This is a genomic window from Streptomyces sp. KL2 (genome assembly GCF_046529545.1).
Classification (GTDB): domain Bacteria; phylum Actinomycetota; class Actinomycetes; order Streptomycetales; family Streptomycetaceae; genus Streptomyces; species Streptomyces radiopugnans.
The window spans coordinates 2,015,808-2,032,274 of the sequence record NZ_CP127170.1 but is presented as its reverse complement, the minus strand read 5'-3'; the positions used below and the strand labels follow the sequence as shown (position 1 = coordinate 2,032,274).

The window sequence follows — 16,467 nt, the reverse complement described above, 5'->3', positions numbered from 1 at the left end:
GACATGGTGCTGCGCAGACGACGCTCCGACAGGGGACAGGTCGCGGTCGAGTACATCGGCATGCTCCCCATCCTGATCCTGGTCGGGCTGGCGCTGATCCAGTTCGGCCTCGCCGCGTACACGATCCAGCAGGCGGGCACGGCGTCCCGAGCCGCGGCCCGCATGGCCTCGCACGACCGCCCCGAGATGCCCCCCGCGCAGGCCGGCCGGGAGGCGATGAGCGACTGGCTCGCGGACGGCGCCCGGTTCCGGCAGTGGGCCGGCGCCCACGACGAGGTGAAGGTGACCGCCACGGTCAGGATCCCCTCGATCATCCCGGGGGTCTCCTTCGGCGACACGGAGCGGACGACCACCATGCCCCGCGACTGAGGCGGCCGGCGGCGTCGGCCGGCGGGGACCGGAAGGAGAACTGAAACCATGAGCCTGAGGGCACGCATCAACGCCCCCGAGGCGCCCTCCAACCAGCAGGAGGAGAGTCACCTCGTCGCGGTCTACCGGGCCAAACTGCTCGAGGAGATCGACCTCGCCGAGATGTCCTCCCTCGCGGCGACGGAGCGCCGCGTCCGGCTGGAGCGAGTGCTGGGGCACATCATCAGCCGGGAGGGCCCCGTCCTCTCCACCCACGAGCGCGCCATGCTCATCCGCCGCGTCGTGGACGAGGCGCTCGGCCTCGGCATCCTGGAACCGCTCCTGGAGGACGCCTCCATCAGCGAGATCATGGTGAACGGCCCCGACCAGATCTTCGTGGAGCGAGGCGGCCGCCTGGAACTCCTCCCGATGCGCTTCGCCTCCCACGAGCAGCTGATGCAGACCATCGAGCGCATCGTCTCCACCGTCAACCGCCGCGTCGACGAGGCCAATCCGATGGTCGACGCCCGGCTGCCCTCCGGCGAGCGCGTCAACGTGATCATCCCGCCGCTCGCGCTCTCGGGCGCGACCCTGACCATCAGGCGCTTCCCCAGGGCCTACACCCTGCAGGAGATGATCGGGCTCGGCTCCCTCGACGAGCACATGACGATGCTGCTCGCCGGACTGGTCCGGGCCAAGTTCAACGTGATCGTCTCCGGAGCCACCGGCACCGGGAAGACCACGCTGCTCAACGCGCTCTCCGGGCTGATCCCGGAGGGGGAGCGCATCATCACCATCGAGGACTCGGCGGAGCTCCAGCTCCAGCAGACCCATGTGATCACGCTGGAGAGCCGGCCCGCGAACGTCGAGGGCAAGGGCCGGATCACCATCCGCGACCTGGTCCGCAACTCCCTGCGCATGCGCCCCGACCGGATCATCGTCGGCGAGGTCCGCGGCGGGGAGACGCTCGACATGCTCCAGGCGATGTCCACCGGCCACGACGGTTCCCTCGCGACGGTCCACGCCAACAGCGCCGAGGACGCCCTGATGCGCCTGCAGACCCTGGCGTCCATGTCCGAGGTGGAGATCCCGTTCGCCGCGATCAAGGACCAGATCAACAGCGCCGTGGACGTCATCGTCCAGCTCGCCCGCAACGCCGACGGTTCCCGCAAGATCAGCGAGATCGCCGTCGTCGACTCGCACGGACGGGAGGACTACAGGATCGTCACCGTGTGCCGCTTCGACGCCCGGCCCATGGGCGGCGACGGCAAGGTCCACGGGGAGTTCTCCTACTTCCCGCTGCCGCGCCGGGTCGCCGAACGCCTCCGCATGAAGAACGAATCCGTCCCGCCCGCCTTCGGAGTCGCCGACAGCGACGAGCAGCTCGCCACGCGCAGGACCACCGCCTGACACCACCACGGCCCACCCGTACCGCCCCGCCGCCCGATCCCGCCGCCCGACACCGAGGAAGCCCGCACCGGACATGGACAATCTCGCACTGCTGACGATCGGCGTCACGCTGCTGTGCTGCGTGCTCGCGGTCACGGGTGTGCACGCGTACGCCTCGGGAAAAGCGCAGCACGCCGAGCTGATCGACCGGCTCTCCCACACCGGGCAGACGCAGACGTCCGGCCGTCGGCGCAACTTCCAGGGCGTCGACCGGCGGCTGCGCGGCACCCGGTTCGGCAGGAGGATCGAACTCAGGCTCGCGGCCACCGGCCTCGACCTGACCCCGGGCGAGTTCTTCGTCTACATGGTCGGTTCCGTCATCGGCCTGTGGCTGATCGCCTCCGCCCTGCTCGCGCCCTTCTTCGGCCCCATCGCGGCCGCCGTCGCCCTGTGGGGCTCCTTCACCTTCCTCAACTGGCAGCGGCAGAAGCGCACCGAGCGGTTCATCGGCCAGCTCCCCGAACTCACCCGCGTCCTGGCCAACGCCACACAGGCGGGACTGGCGCTCCGCACCGCCATCACCATGGCCGCCGAGGAACTGGAGGACCCGGCCGGCGAGGAACTGAGCCGGGTGGCCGACCGGCTCGCCGTCGGCCACACCCTCGACGACGCGCTCGGCGAACTCGCCGAACGCCTGCCCTCCCGCGAACTGGCCGTCCTGGTCACCACGCTCGTGCTGTCCAACAGGGCGGGCGGCACGCTCGTCAGCTCCCTGCACAACCTCACCCAGACCCTGGAGGACCGCAAGGAGACCCGGCGCGAGGTCAGGACCCAGCTGTCGCAGGTCACCGGCACCGCCTACATCGTCCCCGCGATGGGCCTGGGATCCATGCTGCTGATGGACAACATCTGGGACGGCGCCCTCGACAAGATCACGGCCTCCCCGCTGGGCCAGGGAGCGCTGATCGTCGCGATGGCCCTGTACGGCATCGGGTTCTTCCTCGTCCGCCGCCTGGGCAAGATCGAAGTCTGAGAGGAGACGGACACATGGGAATCCTCCTCGCCGCCGTCATCGGCCTCTGCGTCTACGGAGCCATCGCCGGCATACGGCTCTACCGCTCCGAGGCCAAGCTCCCCGGGGACCTCGCCATCGCGCTGGAGGTCGGCTCCACACGGACCGGCGCCGTGGGGTCCGGCATCGACCGCATGGGCATGCGCTACGCGCCCATGGTGCTGCGCATGATGGGCCCCGACCGGGTCAACAAGGTCCGCAAGAGGATCGACATGGCGGGCAACCCCGGCGGCCTGACCATCGACCGCTACGCGGCCCGCCGTGCCGTCTACGGCTTCCTCGGCGGGCTGGGCGCCCTGGCCATGCTGGTGAACGGGCACACCGTCCTCGCCGTCGGCATGATCGCCTTCGGCGTCTTCTGGGTCGAGGTCGGCATCTGGTCGGCCATCCGGGAGCGCCGCAAGGCCATCGACCGCACCCTCCCGGACTTCCTCGACGTACTCGCCGTCGTGGTCTCCGCCGGACTCGGCTTCCGCCAGGCACTGGAGCGCACGGCCGACAAGTACCAGGGCCCCTGGGCCGACGAGGTCCGCATCACCCTGCGCCAGATGGACATGGGGGTCAGCCGACGGCAGGCGTTCGACGAACTGCGCAGACGCAACGACTCCGAACAGGTCGCCCAGTTCGTCACGGCGCTCCAGCAGGGCGAGGAACTGGGCGCCCCGATCGTCGAGACGCTCATCCAGATCGCCAACGACATGCGGCGCACCGACGCCCAGAACGCCCGCCGGGAAGCCGCCAAGGCCGTGCCCAAGGCCACGTCCATCGTCACCATGCTCATGGTGCCCGCCACCATCCTGCTGCTGGGCACGGGGATGTTCCTCGGCACCGGCACCGGCCTGTAGACGCACGCGCCGCCAGGCCGCCGACCAGTGAGAGGGGGAACCGTGCCGATGCCGTTCACTCCGGCGGGGCCGCCGGGAGCCGCCACCGCGGGCGGCGGTACCGCGCCGCGGGAGGAGCCGGCGGCCGCGCCCACGCTCAGGATCCAGCTCAGCGCGCTCCAGGCGCTGTGCCGCCAGGTCTTCGGCTTCCGGCTGGGCATGATCGTGCTGACCACCCCCTTCGCACTGAGCGGCACGGGCCCGGGATGGCCCACCTGGCTGGTCGGCGCGGCGATCGTGTTCACCTTCATGGGCTCCTACCTGCTCTTCCGGGACTGGGAGCGCTTCGGCCCCCTGCTGCTCCGGCACCCCGCGCTCCTCGGCGTCGACGCCGGTTTCGGAGCCCTCCTGCTGTTCACGGCCACACCGGCGAGTCCGCTGAGCTACGTCACGATCTGCACCCCGCTGCTCGCCGGACTGGTGTACGGGTGGCGGGGCGCGGGCTTCTTCACCGCCCTCACCCTGCTGATCGTGGCCGTCGCGTACGCCGGCAACGGCATGCTCGGCGCGTCGCTCGCCGCCACCGCCTTCCTGCCCGGGGTCTGCGTCCTCGCGGGCGCGGTGGGAGTCACGCTGCGAGGGCTGATGCTGCGCTTCGGCAGCGCCACCGAAGCCCTGCTGGAGATGCAGTCCAGACTGGCCGTCAACGAGGCGGTCGCGGGCGAACGCGCCCGGCTGGCCCGCGAGATGCACGACTCCGTCGCCAAGACCCTCCACGGCCTCGCCCTGGCGGCGGACGGACTGGCCGGCTCCGCCCACCGCCTGGACCCCGACACCCTCAGACGGCAGGCCGAGCTCGTCGCCCGCTCCGCGCGCCGCGCCGCGGTGGAATCCCGGGAACTGCTGTCCGACCTGCGACGCGAGTCGGGCCTGGACGGCGGGGTGGACATCGCCGGCGAACTGTCCGCCCGCACGGCGGACTTCGCACGCCGGACGGGCCTGGAGGCCGCCTTCCGCCCGCTGAACGGCACCCCCGTGCCGGCGGTCCCCCAGGCGGTGGCCGGACAGGTGCTGACCATCGCCTCCGAGGCCATGGAGAACGCGTACCGGCACGCGCACCCCACCCGCGTCGACGTCTCGATCGGGGTCGTCGACGACTCGCTGCGCGTCAGCGTCTACGACGACGGACACGGCCTGCCCGCGGGCACGGACCTCGAACAGCTCAGGCGCGCCGGGCACTTCGGCCTCGTCGGCATGGTGGAGCGCGCCGCGGGGATCGGCGCGCGCATCCGCATCGGCAGGGGGAGGGCGGCCCGCGGAACCGAGGTGCGCCTCGACCTCCCGATGGCCGCCCTGCTCCCGGAGGGCCTGGCCGCCGTCGCACAGCGGCACCGGTACATCCATTCCTGACCGACCGTTTCCCGCCCCCACACCCGAGAGGAGGCCGCACCATGCCGGACGACGTTCCCCCCGCTCCGGGACGGCACTGCCCCGAGTCCCCGTACGGCACCGACCACCCCCGGCCGGGGAACACCCCGGACCGCGCCCCCGCGCCCCCGCCGGCGGCGGCACCCGAGAACTGCCCGCTCCCGCCCCTGCCCCCGGCGCCCGCCGCCGCACCATTGCGGATCGTCGTCGCCGACGACAACCCGGTCGTGCGGGCGGGCCTGACCGTGCTGCTCCAGGGGCGCGACGACATCCGGGTGGTCGCCGAGGCGGCCGACGGCCGTGAGGCGTACGAGGCCACCCGGCGGCACCGGCCCGACGTGGTGCTGCTGGACGTCCGCATGCCGGGCGTCGACGGCATCTCGGCCCTGCCGCACCTGGTCCGCCTGGCACCCGTGCTGATGCTGACGTACAGCCGCGAGAGCGAGGTCGTCCACGAGGCGCTGCGGCTGGGGGCCGGAGGCTATCTGGTCCACGGGGAGTTCACCGCCGACCAGTTGGTCGCGGCCGTCCGCGACACCAGGGAGGGCCGGGCCCACTTCACGTCCACGGCCTCCAACGCGCTCCTGGCGGGCCTGCGCGGCGGCGCGGCGGCCGCTCCGGGGCAGCCGCTGCCCGAGGGGCTCGGCACGGCCTTCACCGGCTCCGGCTACCGGCCCGCGGTTCCGGGACGGATACGTGCGACCGCACACGATGATTCTGAGCAAATCCCCCGTCACTCGACGAATCAACTGCGCTTGTCCGAAGGGGGTTCGGCATCTGATGCGCCACATTCATTCCGAAGTACTTCGCACAAGCAATCTCATGTGGCACAGTCTGTTCCTGTCCCGGGGGCTTCCGGGGCGGAGCGGTTCGGCCTGAGCGGCAGGGAGGCGGAGGTGATGGAGCTGATCGCATCCGGCATGGCCAATCCGCAGATCGCCGCCGCCTGCTTCATCAGCGAGAAGACGGTCAAGAACCACATCAACCGGATCTTCGCCAAACTGCACGCCGGAAGCCGCAGCGAGGCCATCGCGGTCTGGCTGGGCACGGCGCGAAGGGGGGCGGGCGGCCGTGGCTGACCACATGGCGGACCCCGGAGCCCGGGCAGCGGCGAAGGAGGCCGGACTCCGGTTTTGGGCCCGCACTTGGGCCCACGGACCCATGCGGGCCGGTGGTGTTCCGGCGTACGTTCCCCATGTCGCAGGCGAGACCGGCCGGGAGGAGGCCGGAGACGCCTGCGGCACCGCAGAGACCTATCCGTCGGCCGTCGACCGGTCGACCGGACTTGGAGGGGAACACCATGAAGAACACCGCTCTGAAGCTGGCGACCGACACCAGGATCCGCGTGAACGGCTGGGCCGAGACCACCGTCGAGGCCATCGCCCGCCGGGGCGACAAGGGCCAGACCGCGGTCGAGTACATCGGCATGCTGGTCGCGATCATCGCGATCATCGCCGTGGTGGCGAGTATGACGGACATCGGCGAGACCATCGGCAACAAGATCAGGGAGGTTGTCGGCACAGCCGGCTGACTGGGTCTGTGACTGCTCGGAAGCGCCGCGAGGCAGGGCAGGCCGTCCCCATCTACATCACGGTGGTGGCGAGCCTGCTCTTCCTCGCGCTCGCGTATTTCGTGGTCGGTCAGGCATCCGCCTCCCGCAGCGGGGCTCAGTCGGCGGCCGACGCCGCCGCCCTGGCCGCTGCCCAGGACGCACGGGACCAGCTCCGCCGGGGTCTGCTCGCCTCGGTCCTGAATCCCCGCAACTGGAGCGATCTCCTCAACGGCAAGGGGTTCGGAACGTACGGCGCCTGCCAGGAGGCCCGGCGTTTCGCGGCGCGGAACGAGTCCGACGTGTCCCCGGACGGCTGCCGTCGTCTGGCCGACGGACGGCTGGGCTTCACCGTGAAGGTGAGGACTCAGGAGCCACTCGGGAAGACCGTCGTCCCGGGCACGGAGAACATCCACATGACGGCGGAGGCCACCGCGGTCATCGAGCCGCGCTGCACCTTCAGGCCCGACGAGGAGAAACCGGAGGACGGAGAGGACCCGGACAACGGGGGCGGCAACGACAAGCCCGTCTTCCCCGGCAGACTGACGTGCGACGGAAGGGACCGGTTCATCGACCCCGAGAACCTGGACTTCTTCCCCGACGCGGCGGACCTCTTCACCGTTCGGCTTTCAGGCTGACCGACAATGCGATCCATGAGCAGAGGACCAGTATTAATGATCAGGTGGCAGATCCCCCGAATCCGTCGGACAGCGGTGGCTATCACGGCATCGCTGACTCTGGCCTTCACGCTGGCCGGTTGTGGAGGAGGTGAAGACGGTGGTGGAGACAAGACGACGGACAAGCCCTCGGCCGGGCGGACTGCCGACTCCCAAGAGGGCGGAACGGGAGGAAAGGGCAGGGTTGCGGACGACAGTGAGGTCATCGTCTCGGTCAAGGGGCCGGAGAGCATTGTCCTTGATATCAACTCCGTGGTCAGAGACTCCGGAGGGTTCGTCACAGTCAATGGAGTACTCAAGAACACGTCGGACGAGGATTTCGTTGGTGCTACCCGCTGGACGGGGCCGGAACTGGAACTGATCAGAGCCGCTGGCGGTTCTCTGGCTGGCGCCACTCTTGTCGACAAGGCGGAGAAGAAGCGTTACTACGTCCTGCGTGACACGGAGAACCGTCCGTTGGCCACGATGAAGATCGGCACTGTCAAGGCGAACTCCGAGCAGAACGTCTTCATGCAGTTCCCCGCGCCGCCGGAGAGCACCGCCGAGGTGGACCTCCAGATCCCGACCTTCCAGAACGCCACCCTTGAGATCACGGGTGAGTGACACGATGATGATCACCCGTACCGCTGCTCTCGTGAGAGCACATCGGCACGCCGTCACGCTGACGTGCTCGGCCGTACTCGCTGCCGGCCTGAGCGTCGCCACCGTACCCACCGCACTCGCCGACGATCCGACACCTTCGGCCGGCTCGGTGTTCGAGGGCGAGATCGACGCGGGCGATCCCGATCTCATGTTGGGCGACGGAGGAACCCTCGCAGAGCCCAAGGTCCTGGAGATCAAGCAGATCGTCGGTGACGAGGCCGGCGAGGAGCAGCGGGAGGACTCACCGTCCAACACCAAGTTCACGCTCCAGGCCGAAGTGCTCTTCGGCAGGGACAGCGCCAAGCTCAGCTCCGAGGCGAACGACAGGATCAGGGGCATCGCCGAGGAGATCGAGGAGCAGGGTGCCACGGAGGTGAACGTCTTCGGGTACACGGACAACCTCGGCTCGTACGAGCACGGCAAGGTCCTGTCCAAGAAGCGCGCCGAGGCGGTGCACAAGCAACTGCTGAAGGACCTCGGCTCGGGCATCACGTTCAACATCCGCGGATACAGCGAGGACAACCCGATCGCCGACAACTCCACGGAGGAGGGGAGGAAGAAGAACCGCCGGGTGGAGATCTCCTTCCCGCGCGGCGACTGATTCCACGGCCGGCCCGCCCGCGGCCGGTGTCGCACCCTCCACGGATCCGGACCGGTCGCCGTACCGGCGGACCGGTCCGGGCGTACCGCCCCTTTCACCGCCCGCGCCCCCGCCCCGCCGCCGTGAAGCCCATGTGCACAGGAGCACCGTCACCGTGAAGACACACATCTCCCGTCTCCTGCCCGCTGCCGCCGCCGTGCTGGCGCTCGGCTTCGCCTCCGCCTGCGGCGGCTCCGGTTCGGGGGCCGCGGACGGGGAGGACGTGAAGGAACCCGGGCAGACCGGCACCTCTTCGTCCGCCGCCCCGACCCCGGCGCGGACCACCCCGGCGGAGCCGGCGAGGACCCTGTCCCGGGAAGAGCTGGAGAAGGCGGCGCTGAGGACGGCGGACGTGTCCGGCTACACCGTCAAGACGCCCTCGAAGGAGGAGGTCTCCGGCGCGGGCCGGGAGAAGGCCGACCGGGCCGAGTGCCAGCCGATCGCCTCGGTGATCGGGGGCGTGCCCCAGCCGGAGCCGGCCGAGATGGTCTACCGGCAGTTCATCACCACGTCCAAGGACGAGGAGGCCGGCGGGCTGATCCTCTTCGAGATGCTCGGGGCGTACGAGCAGGAGTCCGCGAACCGCCTGATGGAGGGGCTGCGCAAGGCGGTCAAGGCGTGTGCGGGCGGCTTCACCACCAAGACCGGTGGCGACACCAGCAGGTACTCCGGCGTCAGGGAGCTCACCGCCCCCACCGGCGCCGACGACGCCCTGGCCTATCAGGTGGACGGCGACTTCGAGGGCGACAGGGTGCCGCTGCTGTTCAAGGCGGTCCGCTCGGGCTCCAGTGTGGCGATCTTCTACTCGATGAACCTGATGGACTTCGCCGAGCCCGGGATCCCGCAGTCGGTGGTCACCGCCCAGGTCGAGAAGCTCGAGAAGTTCGAGACGCCGAAGCGGTAGAGCGGGGCGGAAGGCGGCGGGGAACGAACGGGGGCGGGACATGCGGGGGTGGAGGGCACGGACGCGGCGGCGTCCCAGGGGCTTCTCCCCGGCGCGGATGCTGCGGTTGCGGTGTTCGGAGGGTGGTCAGACCTCGACGGAGTACGTCGGGATGGTCGTGGTGGTGGTCGCGATCGTCGGTGGTCTGGTGGCGGCGGGGGTGACCACCGAGCTGGGGCAGTCGGTCGGTGCGAAGATCTGCCGGGTCGTGGGCGGGCAGTGCGGTTCCGCCGACGGCGGGGACGGCGGGCAGCAGCCCGTCGCCGACGGCCCCGACGGCGGTCAGGCGCCGGCCGGTGACACCAGGACCCGGGAGGAGAAGGAGTACGAGCAGGCGGTCAGGGACCTGGAGGCCGCCAGGAAGGCGCTGGAGGGGGACGAGGAGAAGGCGAAGGAGGCGGCGAAGGAGCTGGCGAAGATCCTCGCCGAGGAGTTGGGGATCACCGATGCGCTGGACTGCATCACCGAGGGGGACGGTGCGGCGTGTACGGAGACGCTGATCAATGTGCTGACGTCGTTGATCGGCGGTGCGGTGGGGAAGCTGGCGGCGAAGTACGGGGCGCCGTGGAAGTGGAAGAAGGCCGCCGAGCTCGTCAGGAAGATCAGGAAGCACGGCGGTGACCTCTACGACGGCCTCAAGGGGATCATCGACGGCTCGAAGAAGGTCGACCGGCTCGAGGACAAGGTCGAGGAGCTGGGGAAGAAGCTCCCGGACAGGGACAGGAAGCCCGGCGAGCCCGGTACGAGGAAGCCCGTGGCCTGCAGGAACCACAGTTTTCCGCCGGGTACGCCGGTGTTGCTGGCGGACGGGAGCCGTCGGCCGATCGAGGAGGTGCGGGCCGGGGAGCTGGTGACGGTCACCGATCCGTACCGGGGGCTGACCACGGTCCGGCCGGTGGCGGGGACGATCACGACCGAGGACGACAAGGACTTCACCCGGCTGACGGTGCTGGTCGGGGGGCGTGCGGCCACGCTGACGGCGACCGACACCCATCCGTTCTGGCTGGCGGACGAGGCCCGTTGGGCGGAGGCGGGCGGGATCCGGCCCGGGGACGAGCTGCGCACTCCCGGGGGAGCGGCTCTGCGGGTGGTGGAGGTCGAGCGCTACGAGCGGCGGCAGCGCACCCACGACCTGTCCATCGAGGACATCCACACCTACTACGTGGGCGTCGGGACCGAGAACGCCCTGGTCCACAACTGCAGTTGGAGCGAGTCCTTCGACAAGCTGCCGGACGGCAAGCAGAAGGGGTCGGTCAAGGTGGTCAAGGACGTCGGCGAGCTCCGGAAGCACTTCGACGAGTGGACGAAGGGCGCCGAGAAGCTCCCCCCGCGCGGTGAGAAGATCCCGGACGTCTACAGGCTGGAGGACGGCACGGTCATCCAGTGGCGGAAGACCTCGGCGTCCGGTGGTGAGACGATCGACATCTTCCCACCGGGGCAGAAGCCGAAGAAGGTGCACATAGACCATGGGAGCTGACGAGAAGGGCGAGGCCGGTGGCCGCGCCGGGCTCGTGGACCGCGTACTGGCCGAAGCGGTCGACGACTGGATTCCGGTCGACATGCTGCTCTGGCACGCCCGGGAGGAGGCGAAACGGTCGGGGGAGGACTTCAGACAGGTCGCCGTCGCTCTGCTGGGGGTCCTGCTGGAGGAGCACCTGATGGAACTCGGAGACCTGGGCGAGAGCGGCTTCGAGGCGTGGAGCTCCCCGGTGGGGGAGCAGGTGCGGCGGTTCGCCGACGGCTGCGAGTCGGTCGGCTGGGAACCGTTCGGCGCCCTGTGGTGGCTGGCCATCACCCCCGAAGGGCTGCGGCGCGTGGGGTGAGGGCGGCTCCCGCAAGCTGTGGCGGCCGGCCGGATCGCCGGCCGGAGGGCCTGCCCGGGGACGGGGACGGGGACGGCCGGGGGCGACGGTGAGCACGGCAGTGTCCCCGGGGCCGGCTGGTGCTTGGCAAAACCGCCTGCCGTAAAGGGAGTTGGGCCCGGTTTTGGGCCCCCGGGCCCATGCCTCCCCGGGGGTTGCTCAATAGCCTCCCCGGTATGTCGGGACTCGTATCCTCAGCGCCTTCGGACCATGGGTACGCCGGGCGCACACCGATGCCGAGCGCGGTGGTCGCGGCGAGGCTCGTGCTCCTGGCGCTGCTCGGCCTGTCGGTCGCTGACGCGGCAGCCGGTGCGGCGGGCCGGGAGGCGGTGTACGCCCTGGCGCCCGGGGTGGCCGGGGTCCTGCTGGCCGGCGGGATGCGGACGGCCGGACGCCGGGCGTGGGCGGGCGTCTTCCCCGTCCAGGCCTGGGTGCTGGTCCGGGCGTGGCAGAACACCGGGGACGGCCTGTGGTGGGGGCCGCTCCACATCCTCCTGCCGCTGCTGGTGGTGGCGCTGCTCTCGACGCCGCGTGCGCGCTCCTGGTTCGCCCTGGCACGGGAGCGGAGGGCCCTGCGGCGGCGTCCCAGGGGCTTCTCCCTGGCGCGGATGCTGCGGTTGCGGTGTTCGGAGGGTGGTCAGACCTCGACGGAGTACGTCGGGATGGTCGTGGTGGTGGTCGCGATCGTCGGTGGTCTGGTGGCGGCGGGGGTGACCACCGAGCTGGGGCAGTCGGTCGGTGCGAAGATCTGCCGGGTCGTGGGCGGGCAGTGCGGTTCCGCCGGTGAGCAGCCCGTCGCCGACGGCCCCGACGGCGGAGACCCCACCGGAGACCCCACCGGCGACCCCGGCGGGGACGACGGCTACACCGGCGACGATCCCGACGCCGATCAGGCCGCCGCGGACGAGCCCTACTCGGAGGGCGAACTGCCCGACTCCCCGGAGGACAAGGAGTACCAGGAGGCCCTGAAGCAGGTCCAGGACCTCGAGGAGGCGCTGGAGGGGGACGAGGAGAAGGCGAAGGAGGCGGCGAAGGAGCTGGCGAAGATCCTCGCCGAGGAGTTGGGGATCACCGATGCGCTGGACTGCATCACCGAGGGGGACGGTGCGGCGTGTACGGAGACGCTGATCAATGTGCTGACGTCGTTGATCGGCGGTGCGGTGGGGAAGCTGGCGGCGAAGTACGGGGCGCCGTGGAAGTGGAAGAAGGCCGCCGAGCTCGTCAGGAAGATCAGGAAGCACGGCGGTGACCTCTACGACGGCCTCAAGGGGATCATCGACAAGTCCGGGAGGCTCAAGAAGGCCCGGCAGCGGCTGAAGAACGCCGAGGACGCCTGCGACCACAGTTTTCCGCCGGGTACGCCGGTGTTGCTGGCGGACGGGAGCCGTCGGCCGATCGAGGAGGTGCGGGCCGGGGAGCTGGTGACGGTCACCGATCCGTACCGGGGGCTGACCACGGTCCGGCCGGTGGCGGGGACGATCACGACCGAGGACGACAAGGACTTCACCCGGCTGACGGTGCTGGTCGGGGGGCGTGCGGCCACGCTGACGGCGACCGACACCCATCCGTTCTGGCTGGCGGACGAGGCCCGTTGGGCGGAGGCGGGCGGGATCCGGCCCGGGGACGAGCTGCGCACTCCCGGGGGAGCGGCTCTGCGGGTGGTGGAGGTCGAGCGCTACGAGCGGCGGCAGCGCACCCACGACCTGTCCATCGAGGACATCCACACCTACTACGTGGAGGTGGGCTCCGCCGCGGCCCTCGTCCACAACTGCCCGGTCAAGAAGCCCGGAACCGACAAGCCCGGCGACCACCGGAAGTGGCCGAAGCCGTCCTGGCACAAGAACCTGAAGAATCCCAGGCTCGGCTCCAAGGACAAGGGCGACGGCGCGTGGGGTTCGAGGAAGCGGGCCGCGAACTCCGCGGCCGCCGAGCGGTGGATCCGGTACCAGGAGCAGGTGTCGGGGGTGAAGCGGGGCAAGGAGTACCTCGTCAAGAACCCCAAGGGCGGCCGGGACGTCGAGTTCGACGGCTGGGACTCCCAGCGGCAGACGTACCTGGAGGCGAAGTTCGGCTACGGGAAGTACGTGAAGGACGGCGAACTCCCCCAGGACGTCCGGGACCGGTGGATCAAGCAGGCCCAGAGCCAGGTCAACGCCGCCGGCGGGAAACCCGTGGAGTGGCACTTCTCCAACAAGAGCGCCGCCGAGGCCGCGCAGGAGGCATTCGAGGACGCGGGTATTAACGTGAAGGTCGTCCACACGCCCGTGAGGAAATAGGACCGAAACCATGATCAATGTCACGGTACGGGGCTTCTGGGGACCGAGGAAGGAGAGCCCGCGCGAACTGGCCGACCGCTGGCTGGACTTCCTGGGGCGGCTGAAGGAGGTCGACGAGGAGGTCTTCTCCGACTGGCGGGAGGTCGCCGGGACCGGGGCCGATTCCCCGCGGGCCGCGCTCGACCCGGAGGGGTTCGCGGCGTACATCGTCCGCAGCGACCCGGACCTCGACGCGTATCCCGTCGGATACCGGACCAGTGTGTGGACGCGGCGCGAGGGGAGGCCGAAGGCCGAGATCGGGGTCTCGGCGGGCGGTGTCGCCGACGGCGTCCCGCAGAGCGTGGTGCTGAAGCTGCGCTCCGGGGAGACGGACGAGGACGATCCGCTGATCGGCCGGCTGCCGCACGCGCTGGCCGCCCTCGCCGACGCCTGGGACACCGACTGGGGGGACTTCGCCGACCGCGCCCTGATGTCCGCGGTCCGGGACGCCTTCGGCCTGGACAACTCCAGTCCCCGGTGCGGCCGGGCCGTCCACCTCTCCGCCGGGCGCGCGGCCCTCGTCCCCGGCGACCTGCCGGGCAGGAGGCTGCCCGTGGCGCACGGCGGGGTGGTCGTGGACCTGTCCGGCCCGGACGGGGAGGCGCCGGGGACGGACCTGGTGCTCTCGGTGAACGAGGCCCTGCGCGGGACCGGGGCGCTGGCGCCCCTGCCGCTGCCCATGGACCGGCCGAAGTTCTGAGGAGCGCCCGGGCCCGGACCCGCGCCCGGGTTGGACCCGCGCCCGGGTTGGGCCCGGGCTTGGGCCCGCGGGCTCATGGCCGGCCGTCGGATACGCCCTAGCGTCGTGCGGCGAGGGGGGTGTACACGACGACGGTAAGGCGGTTGGGCATGGATTTCGGTGGCGGACACAGGAGCGGGGCCGGCCACCCGTACGGCGCGCCGGCGCGCGGGGACGGCGGGGCAGCGGGGTCCGCGCTGCCGGCGGTGCTCCGGTCGTGGGCGGCGGGGATCGTGGTCCTGCTGGTGGCGCAGTCGCTCGTCGACCGGACGCTCGGCGAGTACGCCGTCACCCCGGAGCGCGTCGAGTCGTTCGGCTGGCGCATGGCGCTGTTCCACATACCCGCCGCCCTGTGCGTCGCGCTGGCCACCCTCGCCGCCGCGCGACTGCACCGCGAGCCCTTCCGGGGCTCGCCCGCCGCGCATCTGACGGCCGCGCTGACCGTACCCCTGGTGGCGTACGGCGCGAGCCTGCTGATGATCGGTTCGCGGACGGACATGTCGGGCCAGGGGATCGCGCTGTCCGGCGCGGCCACACTGGCGGGATGCGCCGCCGGGATGGCGGCCGACCTGGTGATGGACTCCCGGCGCTGACCGGCGGCGCGGGCGCCCGGCGTCACGCCTCCAGCGTCACCCGCACGCCCGGCCGCAGCCCCCAGCGCGCCATGGCTCCCGCCTCGGCCTCCAGTACGTGGCGTGCGCGCGGCCTCGGGAGGCCGAGGCGGCCGGGCCGCATCGTCCGTACGGCCAGGACGTTCAGCCGGCGGTCGAGGTAGGCGACGTCGATCGCGAACCGCATCCGGAAGGTGTGCACGCTGTTGGCCGGGGTCAGCAGCAGCGCCCCGGCGATGCCGTCGCGCCCCAGCAGGCCGCGGGTGCGGGCCCGGTAGGAGGCGGCGATCTCCACCGGCACACCGGCCCGGTCCGCCCGGTCCGCCGTGCCCTCCTCCGCCACGCACAGCGTGCCCCTGCCGTCCTGCCAGCGCCCCATGTCCGGCCTCCCTGCCGCGCCGCCCGTCCGTCCGTCCGCGCAGCTCACCTGCTTGTGCCGTCCGTTCCCCGCAGTCCGCGCAGCGCCGTTCTACCAGAAGGAGCGGGCACGGGACAGGAGATGGGCCCGGGCATGGGCCCCAGGGCCCATGCCCGGTGCGGCCGTCCGCCGTACGCTCGCCGCGTGCGCCTCACACTGATCGTTCTCGCCGCCGTCTACGGCACCGCCGCCGGGCTGCTCGTGCCACGTGCCGCCTACCGGCTCGCCGTCGAGGCGGGAACGCCGTGGCGCGCGCACTGCCCCGCCGGGCACAGGCTGCCGGGATGGCTCGGGCCCGCCCGGTGCGGGGAGTGCGGGAGCGGGCGGGACGGGCTGTACGGGCCGGGTGCCGCACCGGCGGCCGCCGTCACGGCGGCGGCGTGCGCGCTGGTGGCTGCGGCCGTCGGGGGGCGGCCGGAGCTGGGCGTGTGGCTGCTGCTGGTGCCGTGCGCGGTGCTGCTGGCGGTCGTGGACCGCAGGGTCCACCGGCTGCCGGACGTGGTGACCCTGCCGCTCGCCGCGTGCAGCGCCGTCCTGCTCGGTGTCGCTGCCCTGCTGCCCGGGGCGGGCGGCAGCTGGGTGCGCGCCCTGCTGGGCGGGGCGGCGCTGGGCGGGGCGTACCTGGTGCTGTTCCTGGTCAATCCGCGCGGCATGGGCTTCGGGGACGTCAAGCTGGCGATCCCGGTGGGGGTAGCCCTTGGGTGGTACGGCTGGGGCGTGCTCCTGGGCGGAGCGTTCGCGGGCTTCCTGTTCGGCGCGGTCTACGGGATGTCGCTGGTCCTCGCCCGGCGGGCGAGTCGCAAGACGGCCATGCCGTTCGGTCCGTTCATGGTGGCGGGGGCCCTCGTGGGACTGCTGGCGGGGGGACTGACCGTGTGAATGGGGCCGCGGGTGCGCGCGGTACGGCGCGGCAGGGGCTATGGTGGAAACCCCCTCGGGCCGGTCCGTATCCCCCCCCCACGGACCGGCCCGCTTCCCGTTCCCGCCCGCTCCGGGCCCGCCCAGGCGCC

General features: G+C 71.4%; 18 protein-coding genes. 17 read left to right on the top strand and 1 reads right to left on the bottom strand.

The annotated features are described in order from the left end of the window. Window positions 1-3 precede the first annotated feature (3 nt). From QPK52_RS09055 to QPK52_RS08980, 16 genes are all read left to right on the top strand, one after another. On the top strand, window positions 4-369 hold the full coding sequence (locus QPK52_RS09055; protein WP_093661113.1) for a TadE/TadG family type IV pilus assembly protein: 366 nt from the start codon (window positions 4-6) through the stop codon (window positions 367-369). 48 nt (window positions 370-417) lie between these two features. Then, window positions 418-1,758, top strand: a complete 1,341-nt coding sequence (locus QPK52_RS09050; protein ID WP_410536752.1) for a CpaF family protein — start codon at window positions 418-420, stop codon at window positions 1,756-1,758. Between the two features lie 73 nt (window positions 1,759-1,831). After that, a complete protein-coding gene (locus QPK52_RS09045; RefSeq protein ID WP_410536750.1) occupies window positions 1,832-2,770 on the top strand; it encodes a type II secretion system F family protein in 939 nt (312 codons plus the stop codon). 14 nt (window positions 2,771-2,784) lie between these two features. Beyond that, the gene (locus tag QPK52_RS09040) at window positions 2,785-3,654 is read left to right on the top strand and encodes a DUF5936 domain-containing protein (RefSeq protein WP_410536748.1); all 870 of its coding nucleotides are present in this window, start codon (window positions 2,785-2,787) and stop codon (window positions 3,652-3,654) included. 48 nt (window positions 3,655-3,702) lie between these two features. Then, window positions 3,703-5,043, top strand: a complete 1,341-nt coding sequence (locus QPK52_RS09035) for a sensor histidine kinase (RefSeq protein WP_410536746.1) — start codon at window positions 3,703-3,705, stop codon at window positions 5,041-5,043. Window positions 5,044-5,084: 41 nt separating this feature from the next. Further along, window positions 5,085-6,140, top strand: coding sequence for a response regulator (locus QPK52_RS09030; RefSeq protein WP_410536744.1), 1,056 nt, complete (start codon window positions 5,085-5,087; stop codon window positions 6,138-6,140). Between the two features lie 221 nt (window positions 6,141-6,361). After that, entirely contained in the window at window positions 6,362-6,592 is a 231-nt protein-coding gene (locus QPK52_RS09025; protein WP_410536742.1) for a hypothetical protein, read from the top strand. A gap of 8 nt (window positions 6,593-6,600) precedes the next feature. Next, on the top strand, window positions 6,601-7,248 hold the full coding sequence (locus QPK52_RS09020) for a pilus assembly protein TadG-related protein (RefSeq protein ID WP_410536740.1): 648 nt from the start codon (window positions 6,601-6,603) through the stop codon (window positions 7,246-7,248). A 15-nt stretch (window positions 7,249-7,263) separates the two neighbouring features. Then, window positions 7,264-7,890, top strand: a complete 627-nt coding sequence (locus tag QPK52_RS09015) for a hypothetical protein (protein WP_410536739.1) — start codon at window positions 7,264-7,266, stop codon at window positions 7,888-7,890. A gap of 31 nt (window positions 7,891-7,921) precedes the next feature. Beyond that, entirely contained in the window at window positions 7,922-8,530 is a 609-nt protein-coding gene (locus QPK52_RS09010; protein WP_410536737.1) for an OmpA family protein, read from the top strand. Between the two features lie 154 nt (window positions 8,531-8,684). Then, complete coding sequence (locus QPK52_RS09005) at window positions 8,685-9,473, top strand: hypothetical protein (protein WP_410536736.1); 789 nt, start codon at window positions 8,685-8,687, stop codon at window positions 9,471-9,473. Between the two features lie 151 nt (window positions 9,474-9,624). After that, window positions 9,625-10,989 (top strand): Hint domain-containing protein, encoded by a 1,365-nt coding sequence (locus QPK52_RS09000; protein ID WP_410536734.1) that lies wholly within the window; start codon window positions 9,625-9,627, stop codon window positions 10,987-10,989. Continuing rightward, window positions 10,979-11,335: a hypothetical protein gene (locus tag QPK52_RS08995; RefSeq protein ID WP_410536732.1), complete on the top strand. Its 357-nt coding sequence runs from the start codon at window positions 10,979-10,981 to the stop codon at window positions 11,333-11,335. Before QPK52_RS09000 ends, QPK52_RS08995 begins: the two co-directional genes overlap by 11 nt. 272 nt (window positions 11,336-11,607) lie before the next feature. Next, window positions 11,608-13,650: a Tox-REase-5 domain-containing protein gene (locus tag QPK52_RS08990; protein WP_410536731.1), complete on the top strand. Its 2,043-nt coding sequence runs from the start codon at window positions 11,608-11,610 to the stop codon at window positions 13,648-13,650. 10 nt (window positions 13,651-13,660) lie between these two features. Beyond that, on the top strand, window positions 13,661-14,389 hold the full coding sequence (locus tag QPK52_RS08985; protein ID WP_410536730.1) for a hypothetical protein: 729 nt from the start codon (window positions 13,661-13,663) through the stop codon (window positions 14,387-14,389). A 245-nt stretch (window positions 14,390-14,634) separates the two neighbouring features. Beyond that, window positions 14,635-15,021 carry a hypothetical protein gene (locus QPK52_RS08980; RefSeq protein WP_410536729.1) on the top strand — a complete coding sequence of 129 codons (387 nt, stop codon included), beginning with the start codon at window positions 14,635-14,637 and terminating at the stop codon, window positions 15,019-15,021. Window positions 15,022-15,043: 22 nt separating this feature from the next. On the opposite strand, the gene QPK52_RS08975 is transcribed toward QPK52_RS08980, so the two are convergent. Further along, the gene (locus tag QPK52_RS08975; RefSeq protein WP_410536728.1) at window positions 15,044-15,418 is read right to left on the bottom strand and encodes a DUF192 domain-containing protein; all 375 of its coding nucleotides are present in this window, start codon (window positions 15,416-15,418) and stop codon (window positions 15,044-15,046) included. Between the two features lie 183 nt (window positions 15,419-15,601). Here QPK52_RS08975 and QPK52_RS08970 point away from each other — a divergent pair, with 183 nt between their 5' ends. Then, window positions 15,602-16,336, top strand: a complete 735-nt coding sequence (locus tag QPK52_RS08970; RefSeq protein WP_410536727.1) for a prepilin peptidase — start codon at window positions 15,602-15,604, stop codon at window positions 16,334-16,336. Window positions 16,337-16,467: the final 131 nt, after the last annotated feature.

Coding starts and splice junctions, on each gene's coding strand:
- QPK52_RS09045 (WP_410536750.1), top strand. CDS start 1,832: ATGGACAATCTCGCACTGCTGACGATCGGCGTCACGCTGCTGTGCTGC.
- QPK52_RS09040 (WP_410536748.1), top strand. CDS start 2,785: ATGGGAATCCTCCTCGCCGCCGTCATCGGCCTCTGCGTCTACGGAGCC.
- QPK52_RS08995 (WP_410536732.1), top strand. CDS start 10,979: ATGGGAGCTGACGAGAAGGGCGAGGCCGGTGGCCGCGCCGGGCTCGTG.
- QPK52_RS09055 (WP_093661113.1), top strand. CDS start 4: ATGGTGCTGCGCAGACGACGCTCCGACAGGGGACAGGTCGCGGTCGAG.
- QPK52_RS09025 (WP_410536742.1), top strand. CDS start 6,362: ATGAAGAACACCGCTCTGAAGCTGGCGACCGACACCAGGATCCGCGTG.
- QPK52_RS09015 (WP_410536739.1), top strand. CDS start 7,264: ATGAGCAGAGGACCAGTATTAATGATCAGGTGGCAGATCCCCCGAATC.
- QPK52_RS09000 (WP_410536734.1), top strand. CDS start 9,625: ATGGTCGTGGTGGTGGTCGCGATCGTCGGTGGTCTGGTGGCGGCGGGG.
- QPK52_RS08975 (WP_410536728.1), bottom strand. CDS start 15,418: ATGGGGCGCTGGCAGGACGGCAGGGGCACGCTGTGCGTGGCGGAGGAG.
- QPK52_RS09050 (WP_410536752.1), top strand. CDS start 418: ATGAGCCTGAGGGCACGCATCAACGCCCCCGAGGCGCCCTCCAACCAG.
- QPK52_RS08990 (WP_410536731.1), top strand. CDS start 11,608: ATGCCGAGCGCGGTGGTCGCGGCGAGGCTCGTGCTCCTGGCGCTGCTC.
- QPK52_RS09035 (WP_410536746.1), top strand. CDS start 3,703: ATGCCGTTCACTCCGGCGGGGCCGCCGGGAGCCGCCACCGCGGGCGGC.
- QPK52_RS09030 (WP_410536744.1), top strand. CDS start 5,085: ATGCCGGACGACGTTCCCCCCGCTCCGGGACGGCACTGCCCCGAGTCC.
- QPK52_RS08985 (WP_410536730.1), top strand. CDS start 13,661: ATGATCAATGTCACGGTACGGGGCTTCTGGGGACCGAGGAAGGAGAGC.